The following is a 24,317-nucleotide window of genomic DNA, read 5'->3' as shown; positions in this document are numbered from 1 at the left end:
CGATGACTTGAATAGAAAAATAGGGCTCCAACCCTCGCCAAATAACAACATATAGCTATCGTATTTATAGCAAATCAGGGGCTGGTGCGGTTGTCCGCCTAGTCGGCAGCGTTTTCATTGTCGATGCCCAGCTTGCGCATTTTCTCCCACAGGTTCTTGCGGCTGATGCCCAAGGAGTCGGCGCAGCATTGAATTTGCCACTGGCAGGAGCCGAGCGCGCGCACGATGAAGTCGCGTTCACATTCACTCAGATAGTCGCGCAGACTGCCCGCCACATCCAGCTGCGCGCTCAGTGGCGGGGCCGGGCGGTCGAACAGGATGTCATGCGAAATCGAGCGGCCGTCGCTCATCAGGCTGGCCCGCTCCAGAGCGTTTTTCAGCTCCCGGATGTTGCCCGGCCAAGGGTAGGCTTTGAGCGCATGCTCGGCCGCTGGCGTCAATAGGGGCGGCGATTTGCCGCTGGCGGCGGCGATTTCTGCCACCAGCGCGAGTGCCAAAGGAAGAATGTCCTCGGGACGCTCGCGCAAGGGCGGAATACGCAGCTCAACCACGTTGATGCGGTAGTACAGGTCTTCGCGGAATTGACCGCTGAGGACGCGCTCCTGCAAAATTTGGTGCGTGGCGCAGACGAGGCGGATATCGACCGGAATTGGCGTTTCGCCACCCACGCGCACGATGCTGCGCTCCTGCAGCGCGCGCAGCAGCCGGACTTGCATGGCAAGTGGCATGTCGCCGATTTCGTCCAGAAACAAAGTGCCGCCGTCGGCCTGCTCAAAAACGCCTCTCTTGGTCCGGCCGGCGCCGGTGAAGGCGCCCTTTTCGTAGCCGAACAGCTCGGCTTCGAGCAGGCTTTCAGTCAGTGCGCCACAGTTGACGGCGATAAAGGGCCGGCTTTCACCTGTCAACTGATGCAGCGCCTGCGCGACCCGCTCCTTGCCAACGCCGGATTCGCCGGTGATCAATACCGAGGCCTCGCTTGCCGCGAGCCGATGCAGCAAGGCTTCAATCTGGCGCATGGCGGGCGAGCGGCCCAAGCCGCCAGGGCCAAGTTCGCCGACGGGCGCGGTGGTGTCCTGTATTTTTTCGATCAACGCGTCCAGGTCGAAGGGTTTTGTGATGTAGTCCCGCGCACCCTTCTTGAGCAGGCGCACAGCGGTATCAATATCGCCGTGGCCGGTGATGAAGATAAAAGGCGGCAAGCTGCGGTGTTCTGCCAGCAACTGCTCGAACAGGGCGTCGCCGGTGATGTCTGGCAGCCGGATGTCGCTGATGACCAGCGCGTAGTCCTGTTGGCGCAGCGCGACCAGGGCATCGCCGCCATTGCGATACCAGTCATGACCGAAGCCCTCCAGCGTGAAACGGTCAGACAGGGATTCACCCATGATCTCATCGTCTTCAATCAGGCAAATTCTGCGCGGTACTTGCGTCATGCTGGAGGTCCAAAGGAATGATGGTCGTGAATCGTGTTATTTCTTTGCTCGATTCGGCGCCGATCGTACCGCCCAACTGGGTGACGATCTGGTAGCAAATCCACAGCCCCAGGCCATTGCCACTGTCCGAGAAGCTGGTAAAGGGCTCGAACAAGCGGGCCAGTTGCTCAGGCAACAACGGCCGGCCGCTGTTTTCCACCACCACGACGAGGCGCGACTCGCTGGCCAGAGCCCGCACCGCCACCTGACCGCCGTGACCGGCCGCTGCAATGGCGTTGAGCAACAGATTGATGAGGACCTGGCGCACCAGGGTGGAAGGCAAGGGCAGCGCGTTGGGCAGGGCCGCCACCCAGGACAGCCGCGTGCCCTGCTTGTTGGCCGCGGGCATGACCAGAATGCGAACGTCTTCCAGGTCGGCGGCGCCCAGCGGACGGCTTTTGACTTTGGCCTCCACCAGCAGTGCGGCGACCGTTTCTCGGATCTGCGAGAGCCCGCGTTCCAGCAGTGAAACCGTTTTTTGCGTGACCGGGTCCGGGTCGCCATGGCGTTTGAGCGTGCTGATGGCGTTGAGCATGCCACCCAGTGGGTTGTTGATTTCGTGCGCAATGCTGGCTGTCAGCCGCCCCACCGCGGCCATGCGCTCGCTCTTGAGCATTTCTTTCTCAAACTCGGCCTTTTCCCGCAACTTGGCAAGCACTGCTTCATAAGCCAAGAAAAGCTGACCCACTTCATCCTTGTACGGGTAGAGCGCCGGGTCCAGAGCTTCGAGTTCTCCACTGCCGATGCGGCTGATGCGCTCGGTCACCAGCCGCATCGGCAGCATCATGCGACGCCCCCAGTAGGCCGTGATCGGTAGCAGCACACCCAGCACAAGCAGGGTGATCCAGAAAGCGCGGTTCAGGAGACGTGAGAAACGTTGCCAGAGCAGGGACTTGTTGTAAGTGACGATCAAGGTGCCGAGCCGCACGCCGTCATTGGCGATTGGCACGGCGACGAAAATGCGTTGTGCACCGCGCGCGGCACGCGCAAAAATACCGGCATCGGCCGCCATGGGGAGATCACCGTCGAGGGCGGCATAGTCAGGCCCCAAAAGGGCCAGTTCACTGAGCACCGGGTGTTCCTCGGGGCGCGATGACACATAAACTTTTCTGTCGTTGTCGAGCACGATCAGGCTCTCGTGCAGTGCCGTTTCCGGGTTGGCGGAAAAGGGCAGTGAGACGATTTCGAAGGCGCCCCAAACGTTGTCGTGCAGGAGTACCGGAAAAAGAGAAGGGGCCATGGTGCGCCCAATGTCTTCGGCGTTCTGCTGCAGATCCTGATTCAGGCTGTCCCACGCCTGCACGACGAAAGAGGTGGACACGGCGAGCGCTGTGGCCACGATCAGCCCGCCACCCCAAAGTGGCAGCTTGAAGCGCAAACTGAGATCAAAGAGGCGCATCAGCGTTCGCCAATGAGCCTCATCATCTCTTCCACGCGGTCGTAAAGTTGCGGCGACCCGGCGATGAAGCCGGTCAGGTTGAGCCGGGCGAGCAGCAGGCGGCCGTGCGCGTCGTTTTTCATGGTCAGCAATACGTCTTGCATGAGCAGAAAATCGGCGTCCGGCACATTGCTCTGGGCGACCAGCGGCGGAAAACCGTATTCCTCCGATTTCCAGGCGATGCGCGTTTTGGCGGTGATGTCCGGGCGAACCTTGTGCAGCGCATCCCAGACATAGCTGTCAACCGCTGCGCCCTGGGCCAGTCCCGCTGCAACAGCGTCGATGGCCTTGCGGTGCGACCAGGTAAAGAACGTGCGCTTGAAAAATGTCGCGGGGTCGCCGCCGCTCTGCTTGATCTCAAAGCGCGGCACCAGATAGCCGGTGTTCGAATACGGGTCAGCGTAGGCGAAGACACGGCCTCTGAGATCGTGCACGCTGCGCGTCTGCAAGTCTCGCGCCGGAACGATCAGGTAGGAGCGGTAGCTTGGCTTGCCCTGGTTGAGCGCTACGGCGAGCAGGCGAAGCTTCTTTTTCAACATGACATAAGGGTAATCACAAATCCAGGCGAACTCGACCTTTTGCTGTTGCAGCAGGTCCATCGTGTCGCGGTAGCGGTCGCGCTGCACAAACTCAACCGGGCGGTTCAACCGGAACTCGAGGTAGTCCCGCCACTCGGCGAGCAAGGCGTGTTGGTCATGCAGAAAAGCGGGTGTCATGGCGACGCGAATGGTTCGTGATTCCCGGCCGCCTTGTGCGCCCATGCACGATGCGCCAAGCCAGAGCGCGATGAGCATGAGTTTGAGAAATTTCGGCATCCTGTTTCCTCGTTACCAGACGGTGACATTCGTCAGGTCATTGGCTTTTCTGGTTACCAGGTGGTAACGCCCTGTTTGGCATCCTTCAGCAAGGGCCAGGGCCAAGCGTCAGGGCGCTGAAAACACAGTGGATTTTAGCGACCTGGATTTCCGGAACATCCCTTGCTGTGACCGCCCCGGCTCAGCAGCGCGCTTTGGCGCCATTCGCCTGTTACCAAGAGGTAACGAAGACGCCAAAGCGCGCCGGGTCGCGCACAAAGCTCACAAATGACCTTACAGGTCTGCGCCCAAGGCATTGCTCTCTCTGAAAGTCTGGCTTGAGTGAATTGTTGCAGCGCGGCTGGACCGAGGTGCCGCACGGCCTTCCTGATGGGTGGCACGGAGTTTGCGGACAAAGTCGTCGAACATCAAATCAGGAGCAGGTTATGAAGCTGACAAGACGAATTTTTATCATGGCATCGGGCATATCTGCCGGGTCGCTGGTGACCGGTTGCGCCATGGCGCCACCCGCCAAGCCCATTCACAGCGCACTGATTCCCCGCCAGGCCAAGCCCTGCAGCCCCGCCGTGGGTGACTGGGTTGCCAGCACCTGCCAGGGCTGTACCCAGTGGTGCGCGATCCAGATCTTCGTGCAAGGGGGGCGTGCCACGCGGGTGCGCGGCAATCCGCTGTCCAAGACCAACCACGGCTATGTCTGCCCACGCGGCCACATGATTCCGCAGCAGATGTATGACCCGGATCGCATCAAAACGCCGATGAAGCGCACCAACCCGCTCAAGGGCCGTGGCATTGATCCGAAGTTTGTGCCCATCAGCTGGGACGAAGCGCTCAACACCGTGGCCGACAAGATGATGGAGCTTCGCAAGGCGGGTGAGCCGGAGAAACTGACCTACATGCGTGGTCGCTATTCCCCCACATCAACCAACTTGCTGTATGGCACGCTGCCCAAGGTGTGGGGCACTGGCAATTATTTTTCGCACAGCGCCATTTGCGCCGAGGCTGAAAAGATGGGTCCGGGCCTGACCCAGGGCTTCTTCGCCTACCGTGACTACGACTTGGCCAACACCAACTGCCTGGTGGCATGGGGCTGCGATCCGCTGGCTTCCAACCGCATGGTGCCGAACATGATGAACCAATTCCCGGGCATCGTGAAGCGCGGCACAGTCATCGCTGTCGATCCCCGTCTGTCCAATGTGGCGGCCAAAGCCCATGAGTGGCTGCCCATCAGCCCCGGCACTGACGGCGCCTTGGCTGGTGCCATCGCCCATGTGCTGCTGACCGAGGGCCTGTGGAACAAGGAATTTGTGGGCGACTTCAAGGACGGCAAAAACCTGTTTGTGGCTGGCCAGGCGGTGGACGAAGCCGCTTTTGTGGAGAAGGAAACCCACGGCTTGGTGAAGTGGTGGAACCTGGAACTCAAGACCCAAACGCCCGTCTGGGCTGAAAAAGAATCGCTGATTCCCGCAGCACAAATCGTGCGGGTGGCCCGTGCCATGGGCAAGGCCGCACCCAAGACGGTGGTCTACATGGGACCCGGCGTGGCTATGACCCCGCGCGGCACTTACGCTGCCATGGCGGTCTATGCGCTCAACGGGCTCTTGGGCTCGGTCGATGTGGAAGGCGGCGTCTGGCAAAGTCCGAGCGGCCCAAAGCTGGCCGATTTCCCGAAAGTCGATGCTTACATTGATGCGTTGGCCAAAGAAAAAGGTCACGGCAAGAAACTCGATGGCCGTGGCGCCAAAGACATGCCTGCGATGATGAACGCCAAGCCCGGCAGTGGCGTCGTGACCAATAACGTGGCCAACGGCATGCTCAAAGACCCAGGCGCGGTGAAGGTGTTCATTTCGACCTGGTCCAATTTCGCCTTCTCTGGCACGGGGACCCAGCGCTGGGAAAAAGCTCTGACCAAAGTGCCGTTCTTTGTGCACATGGTGCCCAACGCATCCGAGATGACGATGTTTGCCGACATCGTGCTGCCTTCCACCTTCAACTCGGCCGAGGGCTGGTCCATCGTCACCAACATGGGCAATGGCTATGCCTACGCGTCCGTTCAGCAGGGCGCGGTCAAGCGGCTGTGGGACGTCAAACAGGAAGAGACCGAAGTGATGTGGCTGCTGGCTGAGAAGCTCAAGGCCAAGGGATTCGCCAATCTGTTCGACTACTACTCAACAGAATTCAAGGACCCGGAAACCGGCAAGGCGCCGACCACCGCGCTGGAGTTCAGCGAGATCGCTGCCAAGATGACCAGCGCACCAATCTGGGAAGCCAAGGAACCGCTCAAGGGTGACGCACCGATCAATGGCTGGGCCGACTTCAAGAAGAAGGGTATGTTCAGCGGCCCCAAATACACGCTCAAGAAGGGCTGGGGCGGCAAGTTCAACACGCCAACCAAAAAGTTCGAGTTCTACAGTGAGTCGCTCAAGAAGGGCCTGCTGGAGCATGCCAAGAAGTACGAGACCACGGTCGACGATATCCTGACCGTGAGCGGCTATGTGGCGCGCGGTGAGGTGGCTTTTGTGCCGCATTACGAGACGGTCAAGCGTCACGGTAGCCTGGCCGACTTCCCACTCACGTTCATTGACTACAAGTCGCGTCTGAACCGCGAAGGGCGCTCGCAGAATCTGCCCTGGTACCAGGAGTTCAAGAAGGTCGATCCGGGTGACGTGTCCTGGGGCGATGTGGTCAAAATGAACCCGCTCGACGGCGCCAAACTGGGCCTGAAGAACGGCGACAACGTGAAGATCACGTCGATGATCGGAACGATCAGTTGCCAGCTCAAACTGTGGGAAGGTGTGCGCCCCGGTACGGTGGCCAAGTGCTACGGCCAGGGTCACTGGGCCTACGGTCGTGTGGCAGCCAAAGACTTTGCCAAGGGCATTCCCCGAGGTGGCAACAACAACGAAATCCTGGTCGATGACTACGACCGGCTGAGCGGTGCGACCGCCCGCAACGGTGGCTTCACCGGCGTGCGGATCCAGAAGGCCTGACCGCCGACCAACAACTTAGGAGCAAATCATGTCAAGACTTGGAATGGTCATCGACCTCGCAAAATGCAACGGCTGCGGCGCCTGCGCCTTCGCCTGCAAGGCCGAAAACAACACCCGGGACCGTGCCGATGGGCAGAGTTTCAACTGGGCCGACTTCATCATGCACACCGACGGCGTGTTCCCCAACACCACCCACAGCGTGATGCCGGTGCTCTGCAACCACTGTACCGATGCACCTTGCGTGAAGCTTTGCCCGGGCAATCCGGAAAAGGCGGGCAAGGGCAATCCCTACAAGGCGCTGTACAAAACGCCTGAAGGCATTACCTTGCACGACCCGGCGCTGTGCGTCGGTTGCCGCGAATGCCAGACCAATTGCCCCTACAGCCACGAGACGCTCGATGCGACCAGCCTGGACGGCGGCAGCTACAGCGTCATCAGCTTTAACGCCATGGATGAAAACACCCAGCCGCGTTGGGCCGACAAAAGCTCCGCCATTCCCGGCTGCACGGCGTCTGGCGCCGAAGTGGCCGCTCTGGCAGGCACCGTGCCACCGATGCTGAACCAGTGGAAGGGCGGCGACCTGCAACCCGTTCGCCAGGATGATGTGGTCGAGAAATGCACCTTCTGTTATCACCGCGTGCTCAATGGACTGCAACCGGCCTGCGTGGAAGTCTGTCCGGCTAAGGCCCGTATCTTTGGCGATCAAGATGACCCGACGAGCCAGATCTCGCAAATCCTGAAGAAGGAGCAGTCGTTCCGCCTGCAGGAAGAAAAAGGCACAAAGCCCAATGTGCATTACATTGGCAAGTACAGCCCTCGCGCTTAGATGGGCGCGGCGCCAAGTGCCTCGGGGGCTGGGTTGACCGGCCCCTTTTGATTTGTTCAAGGAGAAACGATGTCCGACTACGCTCCCGACGAAGCCACCGCGCGTGCGGACCTGTGCCGCTTCCTGTCCGCCTGTTATTACGAGCCTGCACCGGAATTTGCCGAGGAGAATTTGTTCCACTCCATGCTGGTGGCCGCTGCAAGCATTCATCCCGACCTGGCCGATTCAGCGCGCAAGCTGGGTGAGGCATTTGCCGCGCAAGATCTGCAGACGCTGCTGGTGGACTACACGCGGCTCTTTCTCGGACCCATGCAGGCGCTGGCCAGCCCTTATGGCTCGTCCTGGCTGAGCGCGCCTGTTCAGACGGAGGAAAATCCGCCTTTGGCGGTGCTTGATTTGTACAGTGCAGGCGGGTTTGAGATCGATGAGGAGTTCAGGGAACTGCCCGACCATGTGGCGGTGGAACTTGAATTTCTGTACCTGCTCATCTTCAACAAGAACCAGGCCAGCCAAGCCGGCAACATGGACGATTTGACATTGACAGAGTTGTTGCAGCGGCGCTTTCTTGGCGAGCACCTGGGCGTCTGGATGGGCCCTTTTGCGGCAGCGGTCAAGGCAGGTGCTGATACCGTGTTTTACCGCGAACTGGCAGCGTTTACCGAGCGCTTCGTGCGTATGGAAGCGGGTGCGCTGAGCGTTCACTGATGCCCATGTGAGCAGCAAAAGTGATGAACTACCTATGAAGATTTTTGGTGTTGCCGGCCACTCCGGCATGGGCAAGACCACGCTGCTTGAGCGGCTGGTACCCGCCATCGCCGCACGCGGTCTGGTGGTGTCGCTGATCAAGCATAGCCACAAAAATATCGATATCGACCGACCCGGCAAGGACTCTTACCGCCTGCGTGAATCGGGTTGCAAGGAGGTGCTGTTGCTGGGCAACGACCGCTGGGCGCTGATGCACGAGCTGCGCGGGGCGCCCGAGCCGTCGCTGGACTATTTGCTGGACCGGATGCAGCACTGTGACCTGGTCTTGATTGAAGGCTTCAAGAACGGCAACTTCCCGAAGCTGGAGGTTTGGCGGGCTTCAGTTGGCAAGCCCACCTTGTGGCCTGATTGGCCGGGCATTGTGGCAATCGCCAGTGATACACCGCTGACCGCGCCCGCACCGCCGGCCGGCCTGGCTCAGCTTGACCTGTCGGATGCGGCGTCCATTGCGGAGTTTGTGCTGTTGCACGCTGCCAGGCGCTAAGCGGGTTGGGGAGAACGGATTTCCCCGTGCGCTGTTGGACCGTCACGCATTCATTTTTTCTCCAGCCTGATTTGAATCAATAATATCTCGACGGCAGGTGTGATTTTTTTTGGTTTGAGGAGTTAAAAAATGAGTCAACTACCCCAATGCCCGGTTGGTATTTCGGCGGATGAGTCAGCAGACGGTCCCACGGTTGGTTTGACTCAAGAAGCCATTTTTGCCGAAGCGTTGATCAGCTCCCGGCAAAATATTCTGCCCCGGCGCCTGAGCGAGCCCGGCCCATCGGCGGCACAAGTCGAGCAATTGTTTCGCGCAGCCGCTGCGGCGCCCGATCATGGCCAGTTGCGGCCGTGGCGCTTTGTGCTGGTGCCAGCCCATAAACGCGCCGATCTGGCGGAAGTTTTTGCCCGCGCGCTGATGGATCGCGACGCTGGTGCCACCCCGGAGCAAATCGAGTCCGCGCGTGAAAAAGCGCATCGCGCGCCCTTGCTGATCTTGGCGGTGGCGTGCCTGGGGCCGCGTGAGCCCGATGTTCCGATGCTGGAACGCATGGTGTCGGTGGGGTGTGCTGTGCAAAACATGTTGCTCAGCGCGCACAGCATGGCGTTTGGCGCGGGACTTACCAGCGGCCAGGCCATGTCTTCACCGCACATGCGTGCCTTGTTTCAATTGCAGGCGGGCGAAGAAGCGGTGTGTTTCATCAACGTGGGCACGGCCTCCAAACGTAAAGCGCCGCGCCTGCGTCCCGAGCCCACTGACTTTGTGACCAGTTTGTAAGGCGTCTGGCGCCAGCGCCCCGTGTGGTTTTTGGTTTCGGTTCGGGTTATTGCGGGGGTCGATATTGCACAATGCCCGTATATTCGAATCAACTAGACGAAGAGACAAACTTTTCCGCGCCCGCGCCCACCCTATGACAAAGCCTAAAGCACAACCCATCCCATCCGATCTCGATCGACCAGACGAAGTATTTGAGCTGGCCGCCGAGTTGTTTCGGGTCATGTCGGCACCGATGCGCCTGAAGATCATCAGTTGCCTGTGCGACGGTGAAAAGAACGTGAGCTATTTGCTCAGCAAAATAGGCACCACCCAGCCCAATATGTCGCAGCACCTGAACACCTTGTATCGACATAGGGTGCTCGGCAAACGCCGTGACGGCGTGCAAATTTATTACCGCATCATCGATGAGCGGATACCGGCGCTCTGCCGCGCTGTCTGCACCAAGATCGAGACAGAAGGCAATTTCAAGGCAGCCATGATCGGCACGGCCCACTAGCGGCTGCTTGCACACCGCCACATGCTTGGCTGGCGGTGGCTCTTTACACGTTCTTATTGGCCAATTCTTGGGCGGTAGCAGATAAGCGCATCAATAAATAAGCACGCACATCTATAAGCACATACAAATATATTGATCTACATCAGAACTTTACATAGCGGCTGACACTAGTATTAACCCTAATAGTGTTGCTGGTTCGCTATCGCAACTGGGCACTACCGCCTGTAAAGCGAGGAGTTCTTGATGCGTAGTCGATATTTACTGGTTGCAGCGGTGGCAGCCATTTTTTTTGCTGCGGCATCGCCGGCGGCCACCAAGCCAGCCCCGGCTGTGGCCGGGACCCCGGCAAAGTTGCAGACAACAGCTGACCACAGCAAGTTCAAGATCCTGGATCAGGATTTTGCTTCCGGCCCGGAGGTGACCAAGGCCTGCTTGAGCTGCCATACGGAGGCGTCCAAGCAAATTCACCAGACGCAGCACTGGAAATGGGAATACATCAATCCAGACACCCAGCAAGTGCTGGGCAAGAAGCATGTTGTCAACAATTTCTGCACTTCGGTCAAGTCGAATGAGGCCGCCTGCAACAGTTGCCATATCGGCTACGGCTGGAAGGACGACAAGTTCGATTTCACCGTGGAAGAAAACGTCGACTGCCTGGCCTGCCATGACCAAACGGGCAAGTACGCCAAGCCCAGTGGTTTTGCTGGTAACCCGGTCGCCAAGGACACGGAGTTTCCTGCCGGTTCGGGCAAGATCATCCGGGGCATCAACCTGAAAGAAATCGCACAGAAGGTAGGGCCCACCACGCGCAACACTTGTGGTGCCTGCCACTTCAAGGGCGGCGGCGGTGATGGTGTCAAACACGGTGATCTGGACAGTTCTCTGGAAAACCCTGACAAGGCGCTGGACGTGCACATGGACACCAAGGGGCTGAACTTTTCTTGCGCCACCTGCCACAAGACCGACGATCACAAGGTGTCGGGCAGCCGCTACGCCCCCACGGCCAAGGACAAAGCACCGGCGCACATGCGCGGCGAGGCCGACAAGACCAGCCCTGACACCTGCCAGGCCTGCCACGGACAAGCACCGCACCAGATCGTCAGGCTCAATGAGCACACCGCCAAAATCGCCTGCCAGACTTGCCACATCCCGGCCTTTGCGCGCGGCGGCGTCCCGACCAAGATGTCGTGGGACTGGTCTACCGCAGGCAAGCTGGACAAGGACGGCAAGTTTCAGACCATCCGGGACGAAAACGACTACGACACCTACATGACCATCAAGGGTGACTTCAAGTGGGCGGAGAACGTCACACCTGAATACATCTGGTTCAATGGCACGAACCACTACACCCTGATTGGTGACAAGCTTGAGAAGGGCGACAAGCCGGTCCAGATCAACCATTTCGAAGGCAGCGCCACCGATGGCAAGTCGATGATCTGGCCGATCAAGATGTTCCGCGGCAAGCAGCAATACGACCCGATCAACAAGTCGCTGGTTATCACCCATCTGGCGGGCAATGATGACACCGCCTTCTGGAAGAACCTGGACTGGGTAAAAGCGGTCACCGAGGGCATGGCCAAAGGCGGTGTCAAGTTCTCCGGCAAGGTCGATTTCATCGAGACCGAAAGCATGTGGGCGATCAATCACATGGTGGCACCGAAAGAAAAAGCGCTGGGCTGTGTGGCGTGCCACGCCAAGGTCGGTCGGCTGGACAAGATTGACGGTGTCTATATGCCGGGTCGCAGCCGCGACCATGCCCGCTGGCTTGAAATCGGTGGCTGGCTTCTTGCCGCCCTGACCTTGCTCGGCGTCTTGGGCCACGGCTTGATCCGCATCGTCGCGAACAAACGCAATAGCTAACCGGGAGAACCTTCATGTCACGCGTCTATCTCTTCAAACCATTCGAGCGGTTCTGGCACTGGTGCCAGGCAGCATTGATCATTTTCATGCTGCTGACCGGTTTCGAGGTGCATGGAACCTATTCCGTCTTCGGCTTCGAAAAGGCAGTCGACTACCACACCATCGCCGCCTGGACGCTGGTGGGACTGTGGATTTTTGCCGCCTTCTGGCATATCACCACCGGTGAATGGCGGCATTACATCCCGACCACCCACAATATCTTCGTCATAGCGAAATATTACTCATCGGGCATCTTCAAGGATGAGCCCCATCCGTTCCGTCCGAGCCTGAGCAACAAGCACAACCCGCTGCAACGCCTGACCTATCTGGCCGTGCTGACCCTGCTCATGCCGCTACTTTGGTTCAGCGGTTGGCTCTACCTGTTTTATGCGGACTGGGCGGCCTGGGGCCTGAGCAAGCTGCAGTTGGAGTGGGTTGCCACCGCACACACTTTCGGCGCCTTCCTGATGCTGACCTTCCTGATCTCGCACCTGTACCTCGCCACCACCGGCCACAAGATCACCTCGCAAGTCAAAGCCATGCTGACCGGCTGGGAGGATCTTGCTGCGGCTGAAGAGCCCCATCCGGGCAAAGGGCACTAGTGCTGAACGCTCAGTTTTTGTTGTCTTACTAAATAGGGAAATCTCATGAAAGTTGCCTTCAGAAAAAAGTTACTCGTCACTTTGGTGGCGAGCCTGTGGCTGCCTTTGGCCGCCTCCGCGGCAGACGCCGATTTGATGAAAAAAATTGAAGACCTGTCGCGCGAGCTCCAGGCTTTGAAGGCTCAGGTTACGGCCAATGAGCAAAAAGCGGCGCAAGCCCAGCCTCAGGCCACCGAGCTGGCCGACCTGAAGAACCAGGTCACCAAGCTGGAGGGCAAGTCGCTCAGCAAGTGGTTGACGGTGGGCGGTGATTACCGCTTCCGTTTCGACAGTCTGGAGGGGCAGAGCAAGACCTTCACTGATGTCAACGCGACCTTCATGAACGCGCAGAACACGCTGCAGAGTGAATTTTTTGCCAATCCTGCGGCGGCTTCAAGCCTCAATCCGGCGTGGACCACGGCCCAAGCGCTGTCCGGGTTGATGGGCTTCTCGCAAGCGATGGGCAAAGTCGCCACTTATGACGAGGCAAATGCCTTCCTGGGTGCCAACGCATCCATGGCGGGTGCCATGGGTGCATTCGCCGCAACGGTGCCCGCCTACAAACCCAAGAACACCAGCCAGTACAGCAACCGCTTCGGTCTGGACCTGGGGGCCAAGGCAACGCAGGACATCAGCGTCAACGCGCACCTGAACATGTACAAAGTGTTCGGCTCGCAGGATGAGGGCTCGGTCACCAATGCGGGCAGCGCGCCGTTCTTCGCCGACCGCGTGGGTGTCTTTGACGGCACGCTCGGGCACGTTCCCTCCAACAGCGCTCTGAATGTGGACCGCGTTTATGCCACCTGGAGCAACATCGGCGACGAACCGGTCTGGTTATCGGTGGGGCGCCGGCCATCGACCGGTGGCGCGCCGGGCAATCTGCGCGACAACCGGCCAAATCCCGGCAACGGCGGCACACCCTCGATGCTGGTGGACTACGCCTTTGACGGCATGACGGTGGGCTACGCACCGGACGTCGACGGCTGGCCGGGCGCCTACGCCAAGATCTGCTATGGCCGCGGCTTCGAGAACGGCTTCACCGACCCGAAGGGCAACTCGCTGAAGGACACCGACATGCTCGGCGTGGCGATTGTTCCCATCGACACCGACCCGCTGCGCGTCTGGCTGCAATGGAACCGTGGCATGAACATCTTTGATGCGCCGACGATGAGGAACACCTACTTTGGTGACACCACAGCAAAAACCAACCTGGGCGATATCGACTGGCTGGGCATCGGCTTCATGAGCACGTTCAAGAACATTGGCCCGGGCAAACTCAACGTCTTTGGTGACCTGGGCGTGAGCATCACCCACCCGAACCAGAACGTCTCGGCGCAGTTCGGCTTCCAGGGTCTGATGACTGGTGGCTTCTTCAGCCCCGAAGCACCGACCAGCAAGACCGGCACGGCGATTGCGTTGGGCGTGCGTTATGACCTGCCATCCAACTCGAAGTTCGGTTTTGAGTACAACCACGGCTCCAAGAACTGGATCACCTTCGCCCCGGCAGCCGATGACATGTGGACCGCCAAGGTCGGCACGCGCGGCGATGTCTACGAAGCCTATTTCATCCAGGAACTCGATCGCAAACCGATCTCGTCCTTCTTCAGCAAGGCCTTCTTCCGTCTCGGCGTGCAGTACTACAGCTTTGACTACACCGGCAGCAATAACTGGGTCGGCGCACCGGTGGCGATCGGCGATGTGAATGGCCAGATGATGACCACGACACCGCTGGAAAACGCCACCAACCTGTACGCCACCTTCGAAGTCAAATTCTGATTTGACCACCCACGCCGTTGGGCGCAAGCGATTGCGCTCAACGGGCATTTATCAACTTACCAAAGGATTTTGAAATGAAAACCAAACTCTCCACCATCGCTGTTTCCATCATGCTGGCCTTGTCTGGCCTGGCATTTACCGGCAGCGCCGCCGCCGACGAAGGCAAGATGGTCGGCCCGATCACCAAGATCACGCTGGCTGCCGACGGCAAGTCGGCCACTGCCGTTCTGAAGGACACCAAGGCCGGCACACCCGTCACCATCACCATCACCGATGACCTGACCCTGGACAAGTTCAAGGACAAGCGCATCGTGGAAGGCGACGAGATCCGCGCCCGCTTCGAGAAGGACGGCAAGAACACCGCCAAGTCCTTCAAGAAGACGGCTGGCTGCTAAGCCAGCACAGCCGCCCCAACAGTCCAAGCTCTGCGGCCGCTCGGGGCGGCGATAGCGGAAAAGTGTGTCTCTCTCATTGAAGGAGTTCCGTCATGAAACGCTTGATTTTGGCAGCCGCCCTGGTTGCAACCGTCTTATCGTCAGTCGTAGGTTGGAATGCCCATGCGGCAGAGCAGAAGCTCGAAGCCAATGAAGTTGCCAATGAGCAAATGGTCTCGTATTTCGAACAGGGAATGATCGGCAAAAGTGTCTGGGTCGTTGACAGCCGCCCGGCAGGAAAATACAGCGCGGGTCACATCCCGGGCGCCATGAGCCTGCCGCTGGACATGTTGAAGAAAGACGCCGCCAACGCCGATAAACTGGGCATTCCCAAAACCGGGAAAGTTATTTTTTATTGCGCGGGAAGAGAGTGCACGCTGTCCGTCGACTCCGCTGAGATTTTCCGAAAGATGGGCTATGCCGACGCCTGGGTCTACCGCAACGGTGTCCCAGGCTGGAACCAAAAAGCGCAGCCCCTTGTGGCCGAGGCGTCATTCGTTCAAAAAGGCAACCTGATTCTGATCGACACGTCGCCAGGAAAAGAGACCATCGTGACGGAGTCGAACAAGCTGGTTCAGCTTTCCATCAGCGACCTCAAGGGCAGCCAAGGTCAGACCGCCCTGGGCACGCTGTCCAAAAATGCACCCATCGTCGTGATTGGTCGCGGTGACCTGGACGCGGTCAATGCCACGCTGGAAGAACTGCGCGAACGTGATTTCCGCCGGCTGGCCTACTTCCCCTTGAGTGCCTGGAAAGGCGCGCTCGCCATGGCGCCTGCGCTCACGACGGTGACCTGGGCGCCGGTCTACGGGCCGGGACAGGTCGCGCCAAAAGCCTTTGAAGAGGCCGTGGCTGCGGGCAAGTTCATCCTGGATGTGCGCCCGGTCGCAGACTATGCGCGGGGACATTTCAAAGGGGCCGTGAGCCTGCCCATTGAAGAGATGGAAAAAGATTACGCCAAAATTCCCAAGGACGTTCCCGTCTTCGTCAATTGCGCGTCAGGCGCCAAGAGTCAAAAGACCTTCGACATCCTGGGCCGCAAGGGTTATGTCAACGTGTCGTACCTGGATGCCGAAGTCGCCTGCAAGGGTGAAACCTGCACAATCAAGGAATGAGCGTCAAGCCAGTGCACCGCACTGGCATTGTCCTTTGACCACCGCCATACCCGGCCAACTCATCCGTCATCGCCCGCTGGCATCAGTTGCTATAAAAACAATAGCTAACAATGTATATTCGACGTGGGCTATAGGCCAGTTTGGCATATATTTTTCAGGTTGCTGCCGACGATCGCCGGGTGATCAACCTTTACTGGCATTGACCTTGTTTCGGTCTGCCAAGGTGGCAATCAACCCGTCAATGCCTTTGGTGTTGACTTCCTGGGCGAACTGGCTGCGATAGGTTTCCACCAGCCACACACCCATCACGTTCAGGTTGTAAATTTTCCAGCCAGCGCCGTCACCGCTGGTCTTCTCCAGCCGGTAGTCGAGCTGAACCGGGTCGCCACGGCCCTTGATTTCGGTACGGACCACCACCTCTTTGTCTTGCGGCGAGGCGCGCAGGGGCATGACCACCACGCTCAGGTCAGCGACCTGGGCCACGGCGCCGGCGTAGGTGCGCACCAGCAAAGTCTTGAACTCTTCCTGCAAGCGCTTTTGTTGCTCGGGGGTGGCCTGTCGCCACGCCGGGCCGACCGCGGAAGCGGTCATGCGTTTGAAGTTCATGTGCGGCATGACCGTCGCATCCACCAGGGCAAGGATGGTGGTCACATCACCCGTGCGGACCGACGGACTGCCCTTGATGCTGCCCAGTACCTCGGTCGACAGCCGGGTAATCAGGGCATTGGCCGCTTCATCTGCCGCCAGCGCTGGCAGCAGGCTGGCGCTGCCCAGCAACAGCAAGGCGAGGCAGCGAGTTAAGGAGCGACGTTTCATGGTTGGGCTTTCAGGTTGTTGTCATTATATCCGTCAATGCTTATGTACGGTATTTAAGGACAAGAACAAAGGCGCATTGATCAGCGCTCTAGGGCGGGTCCAGCGCCTTGAGCTTGCGGTAGAGCGAGCGCTGGCTGATGCCCAGCTTTTTCGCCAGCACCGCCCGACTGCCCTGATGCTCCGCCACCAGTTGCCGCAGCGCTGTTCGCTCCACCAGTTTGAGCGCGCCCGGCGCCCCTGTGACGGTGCTGCTGGCGTTGCCATGAATGTCATGACCGGACGGCGCCGCCTGACTGCCGGGCAGCGCGACGGTGGGCCGCCGCCCGGACAGCAGGGCTTGCTCCACGTGCGTGACTTGAATCGTGTCGCCATCGCACAGCAGCGCGCTGCGTTCCAGCAGGTTGCGCAATTCTCTGACATTGCCGGGGAAGGGCTGCGCTTGTAGCCGACGCAAGGCAGCTTCGCTCACCCTCAGTTGGCGCTGTGGCGTCACGCGATCGAGCAGGGCGGTGACCAGCAGTTCAATGTCTCCCCGGCGTTCGCGCAGGGCGGGCAGATGGATGGGGAAGGTGCTGAGGCGGTAGTACAAATCTTCCCGAAATGTTCCGACGGCCACCATTTCGTCGAGGTCGCGGTGGGTGGCTGACACCACCCGGATATCGGCATGACGCAACTCGGTGCTGCCCACGCGGCGGTAGGTGCCGGTCTCCAGCAGCCGCAGCAGTTTGACTTGCATCGTCAGCGAAATATCGCCGATCTCGTCCAGAAACAAAGTGCCGCCACTGGCCGCCTCCACCAGGCCGCCGCGCGCGGCGTTGGCACCGGTGAAGGCGCCGCGTTCGTGGCCAAACAGTTCTGACTCAAACAGATTTTCCGGCAGGCTGGAGCAATCCACCGCCACCAGGGCGTGGTGGGCGCGCGGGCTGGCCTGATGCACTGCCCCCGCCACCAGTTCTTTGCCGGTGCCCGACTCTCCCAGCAGCAGGACCGTGGCCTGGGACGGCGCCACACGGGCGACCAGTGCCAGCATTTTCTGAAACGCGGGGGCGCGGCCAATCAGTCCCTGGCCGAGACTCATGCCATGTGCCACGCGCAGCGGTTCCATCTTCTCAATGAAGAAGGCCTGTTCATCATGGGCATTGAGCAAGGGTGTCAGTTCAATATTGACGTATTCCTCGCCTTTGGGTGTGTGGTGCAGGTGCAGCACACGTTCGCGCTGGCCGGACTCGCGTGACTTGAGCAGCGGGCACGATTCGCCGGCCTTGTCGCAGGGCACACCGAAGTGGTGAGATACCTCGTAGCAAGTGCGGCCCACCACGCTGCGCTCCGGGCTGAACTGACGCCGGTAGGCGGCGTTGGCGGCCAGGATGCGGTATTGCGTGTCAAACAGGATGTGGGGTTCGCTCAGTCCTTCCAGGTAGGACATCAGCTCCGGCAATGGCTTCATGTGTGTTCCTTGTGTGCGGCTGTCAGTTTATGCCAAATATGGCAGTTGCTGCCAGGAATAGCAGTTAATCCATCGACAACGCGCCTCGTGGAGGGCAGCTTGAACGCCAAGTCATTGAGTTAATTAAGTATTTCCAGATGCCGCCGCGATGGCACGCTTCTTGTGTTCATCAGCAGGCAAATGCATGAACTGTCATGAAACCGCTGGACAAATCCCTGGTCAGAAAACTCGCTGTGGTGTTGCTCATCAAGCTTGCGCTGCTGATGGCGCTGTGGTGGGGTTTTGTACGCAACCAGCGGGTGACAGTCAACAGCGAAGGCGTCGTTGCCCAGTTTTTGCAAACCGCCCCCGGGGCCCAAGGAATAAAGCCATGATTTCTCAAGAGTTAGTCGACCTGTCGCGCTTGCAGTTTGCCGCGACGGCCCTGTACCACTTCTTGTTCGTGCCCTTGACCGTCGGCATGGTGTGGTTGCTGCTCATCATGGAGAGCGTCTATGTGATGACCGGCAACGTGATCTGGAAGGACATGACGCGTTTTTGGGGCAAGCTGTTCGGCATCAACTTTGCACTGGGCGTCACCACCGGCATCACGCTGGAGTTTCAGTTTGGCACCAACTGGGCCTATTACTCGCATTACGTGGGCGATATTTTTGGCGCGCCGCTGGCCATTGAGGGGCTGATGGCTTTCTTCCTTGAGTCGACCATGATTGGGCTGTTCTTCTTCGGTTGGGACCGGTTGTCCAGACCCCAGCATTTGCTGGTGACGGCGCTCATGGCGATTGGCACCAATCTCAGTGCGCTGTGGATTTTGATTGCCAACGGCTGGATGCAAAACCCGGTGGGCTCCGAGTTCAGCTACCTGACCATGCGCATGGAAATGGTCGACTTCTGGGCCGTGGTGTTCAACCCCGACGCGCAGGCCAAGTTTGTGCACACGGTGTCAGCTGGCTACACCACGGGTGCCATGTTTGTGTTGTCCATTTCCAGCTGGTATCTGCTCAAAAACCGCGATGTGGAGTTTGCCAAGCGCAGTTTCGGGGTGGCGGCGGCATTCGGGCTGGCTTCAGCGCTGAGCGTCATTGTGTTGGGTGACGAGTCCGGTTACACCGTGGGTGAAGCGCAGCAAACCAAGCTGGCTGCCATGGAGGCCATGTGGGAGACCAAGCCCGCACCTGCGGGCCTCACTTTGATGGCTGGCATCAACGAGGCAGAGCAAAAGAACGACTGGGAACTTGAAATTCCCTGGGTGATGGGTTTGATTGGCACGCGCTCAGTCACCAAAGAGATCCCCGGCATTCACGACATCAAGGCCAAAAACAGGGAGCGCATTGCCAGTGGCATCGTGGCGGTCACCGCGCTCGAAGCCTTGCGCGCCAACCGCACCGATGCAGCGGCCAAGCAGGTGTTTGAACAGCACAAAGCAGATCTGGGCTTTGGCTTGCTGCTCAAAAAATATGTGCTGGATGTGCGTCAAGCCAGCCCCGAGATCATCGAGAAGGCGGTGAATGACACTGTGCCGCGGGTGACGCCGATGTTCTGGGCCTTTCGCGTCATGGTCGGGCTGGGCTTTGCCATGCTGCTGTTGTTTGGACTGGCGTTCTGGAGCACGGTCAAGCGTGGCTGCACGCAAAAGCCGGGGCTGCTCAGGGCAGCCCTGTGGATGCTGCCTGCCCCCTGGATTGCCTGCGAGCTGGGCTGGTTTGTGGCGGAGTATGGCCGCCAGCCCTGGACGATTTACGGTGTGCTGCCCACCCACATGTCGGTCTCTACCCTGAGCGTCAACAGCCTGTACGGCTCACTGGCAGGTTTTATCGGGTTTTACACCGTGTTGCTGGTGGTGGAAATGTTCTTGATGGTGAAGTTTGCACGCATGGGCCCAGGTAGTCTGGGCACAGGTCGCTATCAAAGCGAGAGCGTCTTGGCTCCCGCACCGGCACACGCTTAAGGAGCAAAGCATGTTTGACTACTCAACGCTGAAAATCATCTGGTGGCTGCTGGTGGGGGTGCTGCTGGTCGGCTTTGCCATCATGGATGGCCATGACATGGGCGTGGGCACGCTGCTGCCCTTTGTCGGCAGGAGCGACCTGGAGCGTCGTGTGGTCATCAACACCGTGGGGCCGCATTGGGACGGTAACCAGGTCTGGTTCATCACTGGTGGCGGTGCCATCTTTGCGGCTTGGCCACTGGTGTATGCCACTGCGTTCAGCGGGTTTTACTGGGCCATGCTGGTGGTGCTGTGGGCCTTGTTCTTTCGCCCGGTCGGATTTGACTATCGCAGCAAAATTCACAACGCCACCTGGCGCAGCACGTGGGACTGGGGCCTGTTTGTGGGCGGGGCGGTGCCGCCGCTGATTTTTGGTGTGGCGTTTGGGAATTTGCTGCAGGGCGTGCCGTTTCAGCTTGATGTCTATCTGGTCTCCACCTACACCGGCTCCTTCTGGCAACTGCTCAACCCGTTTGCCTTGCTGACCGGGGTGGTGAGCAGCGCCATGATCACGATGCAGGGTGGCAGCTACCTGGCGCACCGCACCGAGGGCGTGATTCAGGCGCGCGCCATCAAGGGTGCCATCGGCGCCGCTGGGGTGGTCGTGGTGGCGTTTGTGGCAGCAGGTTTTTGGCTGCAAGCCATAGACGGCTACCGCATCACCTCGGTGATCAACCCTTCTGATTTGCCTGACCCCATGGCCAAGACGGTGGTGCGTGAAGCGGGTGCCTGGATGGCCAACTATGGTCGCCAACCCCTGATATGGGCTTTGCCGGTGCTGGGTGTGCTGGGTGCTGTCATGGCGGCACTGCTGCTGGCCATGCGCAAAGCGCTGAGTGCGTTCGTTGCGTCATCGCTGGCGGTGGTGGGGGTGATTGGCACCGCAGGTGCGTCCATGTTCCCGTTTGTGATGCCTTCAAGCAGCATGCCGTCAGCCAGCCTGACCGTGTGGGACAGTGTGTCGAGCCACATGACGCTGGGCATCATGTTTTGGGCCACGATGGTGTTCATGCCCTTGATCGTGGTTTACACCTCCTGGGCCTACAGCGTCATGCGCGGTAAGGTGACGGCGGCCCATGTGCTGGAGCAGGACCATGTGGCCTACTGAACAGCAGCGACCAATCTGCAAGTGTCGCCGCACAAGTAGCTGGCGCAAGGCAAGCTGCTCATGGGTGAAGACAACGCGGCGTGAGCGCATTTAAAGGAATTGACATGTGGTATTTCACTTGGGTATTGGGCGTAGGTTTTGCAGTTTTGCTGGCCATCATGAATGCGATGTGGGGCGAAAACCAGGAGGCCCGGGAAAACTCCCGCGGCAGGAACGAGTGAGTGCACCGGTGGTTGACACCGCTGCCTCACCAGCTGGTGCGTCGCCCATGCGGCCGCTGAGTCTGGCGGCGGCGCTTTTTATCATGTTGGGAGGCAGTGTTTACCCGCTCTTGTTCACGGGGCAGGGCGGTGGCGTTGACCATGGTTTTGCCTTTGCCGTTTTTTGGGCCATGAGCGCGGGCTTGGTCAATGGCGTGGGTTTCAAGCCGAAGTTTGTGCCGTGGCGCTGGCTCTTTTCGGGCTGGGCTTGCTTGGGTGCCCTGCTGCTCGCGGCCTGGCTGCGTCTGGCATGAGCATGCGCAGGGTTGGTGGCATCAGTTTGCGGGCGCTTTGCCAGGCGTTTAACAAAAGAAGTGAAACATGGTTCATCAAATCACAGTGATTGGTTCGGGCTTTGGCGCACTCTCTTGCGTGCGCGAACTGCGCCGGCGCGATGCGCAGGCAGAGATCACCTTGATTGCACCACGCGAAGAGCTGCACTACCTGCCGGGCATCATCTGGATTCCAAGTGGCCTGCGTTCGCGTGAACAGCTCATCGTTCCCCTGGCCAATTTCTTCACCCGCATGCGCGTCAAGCACATGGCTGGTGAAGTGACCGGCGTTCGCGAGGGTGGTAGACGGGTAGACAGCACGGTTGGTGAAGTGCGCAATGACGCGCTGGTGATTGCGTCAGGCGGGCGTTTCATCAGGAAGCTGCCGGGCATTGAGCACGCCATCACGCCCTGTGAGGGGATTGCCGCCGCTGAAAAAATACGTGATCGACTCAAGGCGATGACGGGCGGCACGATTGCCATCGGCTTTGCTGGCAACCCCAATGAGCCCAGCGCCGTGCGTGGCGGCCCCATGTTCGAATTCTTGTTTTGCATTGACGAGCAGCTCAGGCGTGAGGGCCGACGTGACAAGTTTGACTTGGTGTTTTTCAACCCCGCCAAAGAGCCGGGCAACCGCCTGGGGCCCAAGGCGGTCGGGCATTTGCTGGACGAGATGGCGCGCCGGGGCATTCGCACGCATCTGGGTCACAAGTTGCAGCGTTTTGAACTTGACAAGGTGGTCACCGAGGGCGGTGAGTTGGCGGCGGACTTGATCCTCTTCATGCCGGGTATGACGGGCAATTTGTGGTTTGACCGGACCGATCTGGCGCGCTCGCCCGGCGGCTTGCTCCAGGCAGACGCGCAGTGCCGCGTGGAAGGTAGCCAACATGTGTATGTGGTGGGGGACTCGGGCAGTTTCCCGGGCCCGGACTGGATGCCCAAACAGGCGCATATGGCGGACCTGCAGGCCGCCGCCGCCGCCGAGAACTTGCTCGACGGTTTGAACGGACGAACGCCAGTAGCGACCTTCAAGGTTGAGCTGATTTGCATCATTGATGCCATTGACCATGGCACTGTGGTGTTTCGCAACGAAAGACGTCAAATGATTTTGCCCTCGTCACGCTTGTTCCATTGGGTCAAGCGCGGATTTGAGGGTGCTTACCTGAGGAAATACAGATGAACACAAGGGCTGAGGTGACGCTGTGCGAGGCGGCGGAGACCTAAGGTGTACTTTCGCATTTTGAACAATGAGGCCAGTGGTGAACTGACCTATTTGCTGGCTGACCAGGATGCGCGCGAGGCGGTGCTGATTGACCCGCGCGGGCGCGACCTGCCGCTGCTGGCCGCCCTGCTGGCCGAGCGTGAGTTGCGTTTGCGCTGGGTGCTGCGCACCCACCACCATGACCAGTTGAACCCGCAGGAGACCACATTGCTGGCAGGTTTGGGGGCGCCAATGATTCAAGGCGACGCCGATGCGTGTGTTCAAGATGGTCAGGTGCTCGCGTTTGGGGATGAGCTGATGCGGGTGCTGTTCACCCCCGGTCATACGCCTGCCTGCCGCAGCTTTGCCTGGCGGGACCGGCTGTTTTGCGGTGGTCTGATGGCCGTGGATGCCTGCCCGCAACAGCCGCTGCCCGCAGACCCCGAAGCGCTTTGGGACAGCGTGACGCAACGTGTGTTCAATCTGCCCGACGAGACGCTGTTGTTTGCCGGCCACGAACGTCGGGCGCGGGCGGTGAGCACGGTGCTTGAGCAGCGGCGCTGGCATCCGTTTTTTGCCGGTGTGTCGCGGGACGAGTTCCTGGCGCGGGTAGCTGCCCTAGGTCGCAGCACCGCCGCGCGTTGAGGTGAGCTTTGAATTTTTGCCGTATTTCTAACCTGGTTTTTTAACGTTGTGAGGAATCCACCATGAAGATGTTGACTGATTTGTTTTCGACCGATTACGGACTGATGAGCGCTGCCGTCATTGCGTTCATGCTGGGCATGGCGGTGTGGCTCGTCGTCTTTTTCAAGCGCAAGGTGGACGAGGACGCCAGGAATGCCGGCAAGTGACTTTTTTGCCCATCCCAATTCAATGACAAGGAACCCATTTGAATAGCAAAGCATTCAGCGATCGCAAGGTCATCCCCATCATTGCGCAGGAAGGCGAAGAGCCGCCGCATCCGCCCGAGCCGGCGGATGACGGCATGCTGTCCCTGTACGCCTCGCACCAGACGATTTACCCGCGCAGTGTCTCGGGCCTGTTCTCCAACTGGCGCTGGGGCATGGTCTGGCTGACCCAGATTATCTTTTACGGTCTGCCCTGGCTGGAGTGGGGCCAGCGCCAGGCGGTCCTGTTTGACCTGGCTTCCAGGCGCTTCTACATCTTTGGCCTGGTGCTTTACCCGCAGGACTTCATCTACCTCACCGGTATTCTGGTCATCTCGGCCCTGTCGCTGTTTCTCTTTACGGCAGTGGCCGGGCGCCTGTGGTGTGGCTACGCCTGTCCACAGACGGTCTACACCGAAA

The 24,317-nt window shown here is 59.5% G+C and carries 25 protein-coding genes; 20 read left to right on the top strand and 5 right to left on the bottom strand.

Annotated features, from left to right (window positions below; genetic code table 11):
• Positions 1–98 precede the first annotated feature (98 nt).
• Genes WA157_RS00305 through WA157_RS00295 form a run of 3 tightly spaced genes read right to left on the bottom strand, consistent with a single transcriptional unit; the run spans position 99 to position 3,722 of the window.
• Positions 99–1,430: a sigma-54-dependent transcriptional regulator gene (locus tag WA157_RS00305; protein WP_422619038.1), complete on the bottom strand. Its 1,332-nt coding sequence runs from the start codon at positions 1,428–1,430 to the stop codon at positions 99–101.
• Positions 1,396–2,868 carry a sensor histidine kinase gene (locus WA157_RS00300; RefSeq protein WP_422619037.1) on the bottom strand — a complete coding sequence of 491 codons (1,473 nt, stop codon included), beginning with the start codon at positions 2,866–2,868 and terminating at the stop codon, positions 1,396–1,398. The genes WA157_RS00305 and WA157_RS00300 overlap by 35 nt, the downstream gene beginning before the upstream one ends.
• On the bottom strand, positions 2,868–3,722 hold the full coding sequence (locus tag WA157_RS00295) for a PhnD/SsuA/transferrin family substrate-binding protein (RefSeq protein ID WP_422619036.1): 855 nt from the start codon (positions 3,720–3,722) through the stop codon (positions 2,868–2,870). The genes WA157_RS00300 and WA157_RS00295 overlap by 1 nt, the downstream gene beginning before the upstream one ends.
• A 452-nt stretch (positions 3,723–4,174) precedes the next feature.
• On the opposite strand from WA157_RS00295, the gene WA157_RS00290 reads away from it, so the two are divergent.
• The 11 genes from WA157_RS00290 to WA157_RS00240 all read left to right on the top strand — a co-directional run bounded on the left by WA157_RS00290 (position 4,175) and on the right by WA157_RS00240 (position 15,922).
• Positions 4,175–6,709, top strand: a complete 2,535-nt coding sequence (locus WA157_RS00290; protein WP_422619035.1) for a molybdopterin-dependent oxidoreductase — start codon at positions 4,175–4,177, stop codon at positions 6,707–6,709.
• A 28-nt stretch (positions 6,710–6,737) separates the two neighbouring features.
• Positions 6,738–7,535, top strand: a complete 798-nt coding sequence (locus WA157_RS00285; protein WP_422619034.1) for a 4Fe-4S dicluster domain-containing protein — start codon at positions 6,738–6,740, stop codon at positions 7,533–7,535.
• Between the two features lie 69 nt (positions 7,536–7,604).
• Positions 7,605–8,240: a TorD/DmsD family molecular chaperone gene (locus WA157_RS00280; RefSeq protein ID WP_422619033.1), complete on the top strand. Its 636-nt coding sequence runs from the start codon at positions 7,605–7,607 to the stop codon at positions 8,238–8,240.
• 34 nt (positions 8,241–8,274) lie between these two features.
• The gene (mobB, locus tag WA157_RS00275) at positions 8,275–8,784 is read left to right on the top strand and encodes a molybdopterin-guanine dinucleotide biosynthesis protein B (RefSeq protein ID WP_422619032.1); all 510 of its coding nucleotides are present in this window, start codon (positions 8,275–8,277) and stop codon (positions 8,782–8,784) included.
• A gap of 129 nt (positions 8,785–8,913) precedes the next feature.
• Complete coding sequence (locus WA157_RS00270; protein WP_422619031.1) at positions 8,914–9,561, top strand: nitroreductase family protein; 648 nt, start codon at positions 8,914–8,916, stop codon at positions 9,559–9,561.
• Between the two features lie 133 nt (positions 9,562–9,694).
• Positions 9,695–10,057, top strand: a complete 363-nt coding sequence (locus WA157_RS00265) for an ArsR/SmtB family transcription factor (protein ID WP_422619030.1) — start codon at positions 9,695–9,697, stop codon at positions 10,055–10,057.
• 243 nt (positions 10,058–10,300) lie between these two features.
• The gene (locus tag WA157_RS00260) at positions 10,301–11,917 is read left to right on the top strand and encodes a tetrathionate reductase family octaheme c-type cytochrome (protein ID WP_422619029.1); all 1,617 of its coding nucleotides are present in this window, start codon (positions 10,301–10,303) and stop codon (positions 11,915–11,917) included.
• A 14-nt stretch (positions 11,918–11,931) separates the two neighbouring features.
• Positions 11,932–12,558 (top strand): cytochrome b/b6 domain-containing protein, encoded by a 627-nt coding sequence (locus WA157_RS00255; protein ID WP_422619028.1) that lies wholly within the window; start codon positions 11,932–11,934, stop codon positions 12,556–12,558.
• 45 nt (positions 12,559–12,603) lie between these two features.
• Positions 12,604–14,373, top strand: a complete 1,770-nt coding sequence (locus WA157_RS00250) for a DUF3373 domain-containing protein (protein WP_422619027.1) — start codon at positions 12,604–12,606, stop codon at positions 14,371–14,373.
• Positions 14,374–14,447: 74 nt separating this feature from the next.
• The gene (locus WA157_RS00245; RefSeq protein WP_422619026.1) at positions 14,448–14,768 is read left to right on the top strand and encodes a hypothetical protein; all 321 of its coding nucleotides are present in this window, start codon (positions 14,448–14,450) and stop codon (positions 14,766–14,768) included.
• A gap of 92 nt (positions 14,769–14,860) precedes the next feature.
• The gene (locus WA157_RS00240) at positions 14,861–15,922 is read left to right on the top strand and encodes a rhodanese-like domain-containing protein (protein ID WP_422619025.1); all 1,062 of its coding nucleotides are present in this window, start codon (positions 14,861–14,863) and stop codon (positions 15,920–15,922) included.
• Between the two features lie 183 nt (positions 15,923–16,105).
• On the opposite strand, the gene WA157_RS00235 is transcribed toward WA157_RS00240, so the two are convergent.
• Together WA157_RS00235 and WA157_RS00230 are read right to left on the bottom strand one after the other, a co-directional pair.
• Positions 16,106–16,738: an MlaC/ttg2D family ABC transporter substrate-binding protein gene (locus WA157_RS00235; RefSeq protein ID WP_422619024.1), complete on the bottom strand. Its 633-nt coding sequence runs from the start codon at positions 16,736–16,738 to the stop codon at positions 16,106–16,108.
• Between the two features lie 88 nt (positions 16,739–16,826).
• On the bottom strand, positions 16,827–18,185 hold the full coding sequence (locus WA157_RS00230; protein ID WP_422619023.1) for a sigma-54 interaction domain-containing protein: 1,359 nt from the start codon (positions 18,183–18,185) through the stop codon (positions 16,827–16,829).
• A gap of 194 nt (positions 18,186–18,379) precedes the next feature.
• Here WA157_RS00230 and cydP point away from each other — a divergent pair, with 194 nt between their 5' ends.
• From cydP to WA157_RS00185, 9 genes are all read left to right on the top strand, one after another.
• Positions 18,380–18,559 (top strand): cytochrome oxidase putative small subunit CydP, encoded by a 180-nt coding sequence (gene cydP / locus WA157_RS00225; protein ID WP_422619022.1) that lies wholly within the window; start codon positions 18,380–18,382, stop codon positions 18,557–18,559.
• Complete coding sequence (locus tag WA157_RS00220) at positions 18,556–20,130, top strand: cytochrome ubiquinol oxidase subunit I (RefSeq protein ID WP_422619021.1); 1,575 nt, start codon at positions 18,556–18,558, stop codon at positions 20,128–20,130. Before cydP ends, WA157_RS00220 begins: the two co-directional genes overlap by 4 nt.
• A gap of 10 nt (positions 20,131–20,140) precedes the next feature.
• Complete coding sequence (gene cydB, locus WA157_RS00215) at positions 20,141–21,277, top strand: cytochrome d ubiquinol oxidase subunit II (protein ID WP_422619020.1); 1,137 nt, start codon at positions 20,141–20,143, stop codon at positions 21,275–21,277.
• A 104-nt stretch (positions 21,278–21,381) separates the two neighbouring features.
• Positions 21,382–21,498 (top strand): cytochrome bd-I oxidase subunit CydX, encoded by a 117-nt coding sequence (gene cydX / locus WA157_RS00210; RefSeq protein ID WP_422619019.1) that lies wholly within the window; start codon positions 21,382–21,384, stop codon positions 21,496–21,498.
• A gap of 8 nt (positions 21,499–21,506) precedes the next feature.
• Positions 21,507–21,791, top strand: a complete 285-nt coding sequence (locus WA157_RS00205) for a cyd operon YbgE family protein (protein WP_422619018.1) — start codon at positions 21,507–21,509, stop codon at positions 21,789–21,791.
• Positions 21,792–21,858: 67 nt separating this feature from the next.
• On the top strand, positions 21,859–22,989 hold the full coding sequence (locus WA157_RS00200; RefSeq protein ID WP_422619017.1) for an NAD(P)/FAD-dependent oxidoreductase: 1,131 nt from the start codon (positions 21,859–21,861) through the stop codon (positions 22,987–22,989).
• 45 nt (positions 22,990–23,034) lie between these two features.
• Positions 23,035–23,655 (top strand): hypothetical protein, encoded by a 621-nt coding sequence (locus tag WA157_RS00195; RefSeq protein WP_422619016.1) that lies wholly within the window; start codon positions 23,035–23,037, stop codon positions 23,653–23,655.
• A gap of 62 nt (positions 23,656–23,717) precedes the next feature.
• Positions 23,718–23,861, top strand: a complete 144-nt coding sequence (locus WA157_RS00190; protein WP_422619015.1) for a DUF3149 domain-containing protein — start codon at positions 23,718–23,720, stop codon at positions 23,859–23,861.
• Between the two features lie 38 nt (positions 23,862–23,899).
• Positions 23,900–24,317: 4Fe-4S binding protein (locus tag WA157_RS00185; protein ID WP_422619014.1), on the top strand; the 418-nt coding region annotated here is incomplete at its 3' end.

The organism is Rhodoferax ferrireducens (genome assembly GCF_049302455.1).
GTDB classification, from domain to species: domain Bacteria; phylum Pseudomonadota; class Gammaproteobacteria; order Burkholderiales; family Burkholderiaceae_C; genus Rhodoferax; species Rhodoferax ferrireducens_B.
Note: the sequence above shows the minus strand (reverse complement) of the source record. Positions and strands in the feature narration are given on the sequence as shown.

Bases quoted from the DNA above. Each gene is read 5' to 3' on its own strand.
- WA157_RS00290 (WP_422619035.1), top strand. From the start codon at position 4,175: ATGGCATCGGGCATATCTGCCGGGTCGCTGGTGACCGGTTGCGCCATG.
- WA157_RS00280 (WP_422619033.1), top strand. From the start codon at position 7,605: ATGTCCGACTACGCTCCCGACGAAGCCACCGCGCGTGCGGACCTGTGC.
- WA157_RS00220 (WP_422619021.1), top strand. From the start codon at position 18,556: ATGATTTCTCAAGAGTTAGTCGACCTGTCGCGCTTGCAGTTTGCCGCG.
- WA157_RS00240 (WP_422619025.1), top strand. From the start codon at position 14,861: ATGAAACGCTTGATTTTGGCAGCCGCCCTGGTTGCAACCGTCTTATCG.
- WA157_RS00285 (WP_422619034.1), top strand. From the start codon at position 6,738: ATGTCAAGACTTGGAATGGTCATCGACCTCGCAAAATGCAACGGCTGC.
- WA157_RS00250 (WP_422619027.1), top strand. From the start codon at position 12,604: ATGAAAGTTGCCTTCAGAAAAAAGTTACTCGTCACTTTGGTGGCGAGC.
- WA157_RS00295 (WP_422619036.1), bottom strand. From the start codon at position 3,722: ATGCCGAAATTTCTCAAACTCATGCTCATCGCGCTCTGGCTTGGCGCA.
- WA157_RS00300 (WP_422619037.1), bottom strand. From the start codon at position 2,868: ATGCGCCTCTTTGATCTCAGTTTGCGCTTCAAGCTGCCACTTTGGGGT.
- mobB (WP_422619032.1), top strand. From the start codon at position 8,275: ATGAAGATTTTTGGTGTTGCCGGCCACTCCGGCATGGGCAAGACCACG.
- WA157_RS00270 (WP_422619031.1), top strand. From the start codon at position 8,914: ATGAGTCAACTACCCCAATGCCCGGTTGGTATTTCGGCGGATGAGTCA.
- WA157_RS00230 (WP_422619023.1), bottom strand. From the start codon at position 18,185: ATGAAGCCATTGCCGGAGCTGATGTCCTACCTGGAAGGACTGAGCGAA.
- WA157_RS00260 (WP_422619029.1), top strand. From the start codon at position 10,301: ATGCGTAGTCGATATTTACTGGTTGCAGCGGTGGCAGCCATTTTTTTT.
- cydX (WP_422619019.1), top strand. From the start codon at position 21,382: ATGTGGTATTTCACTTGGGTATTGGGCGTAGGTTTTGCAGTTTTGCTG.
- WA157_RS00190 (WP_422619015.1), top strand. From the start codon at position 23,718: ATGAAGATGTTGACTGATTTGTTTTCGACCGATTACGGACTGATGAGC.
- WA157_RS00235 (WP_422619024.1), bottom strand. From the start codon at position 16,738: ATGAAACGTCGCTCCTTAACTCGCTGCCTCGCCTTGCTGTTGCTGGGC.
- WA157_RS00305 (WP_422619038.1), bottom strand. From the start codon at position 1,430: ATGACGCAAGTACCGCGCAGAATTTGCCTGATTGAAGACGATGAGATC.
- cydP (WP_422619022.1), top strand. From the start codon at position 18,380: ATGAAACCGCTGGACAAATCCCTGGTCAGAAAACTCGCTGTGGTGTTG.
- WA157_RS00255 (WP_422619028.1), top strand. From the start codon at position 11,932: ATGTCACGCGTCTATCTCTTCAAACCATTCGAGCGGTTCTGGCACTGG.
- WA157_RS00245 (WP_422619026.1), top strand. From the start codon at position 14,448: ATGAAAACCAAACTCTCCACCATCGCTGTTTCCATCATGCTGGCCTTG.
- WA157_RS00200 (WP_422619017.1), top strand. From the start codon at position 21,859: ATGGTTCATCAAATCACAGTGATTGGTTCGGGCTTTGGCGCACTCTCT.
- cydB (WP_422619020.1), top strand. From the start codon at position 20,141: ATGTTTGACTACTCAACGCTGAAAATCATCTGGTGGCTGCTGGTGGGG.
- WA157_RS00265 (WP_422619030.1), top strand. From the start codon at position 9,695: ATGACAAAGCCTAAAGCACAACCCATCCCATCCGATCTCGATCGACCA.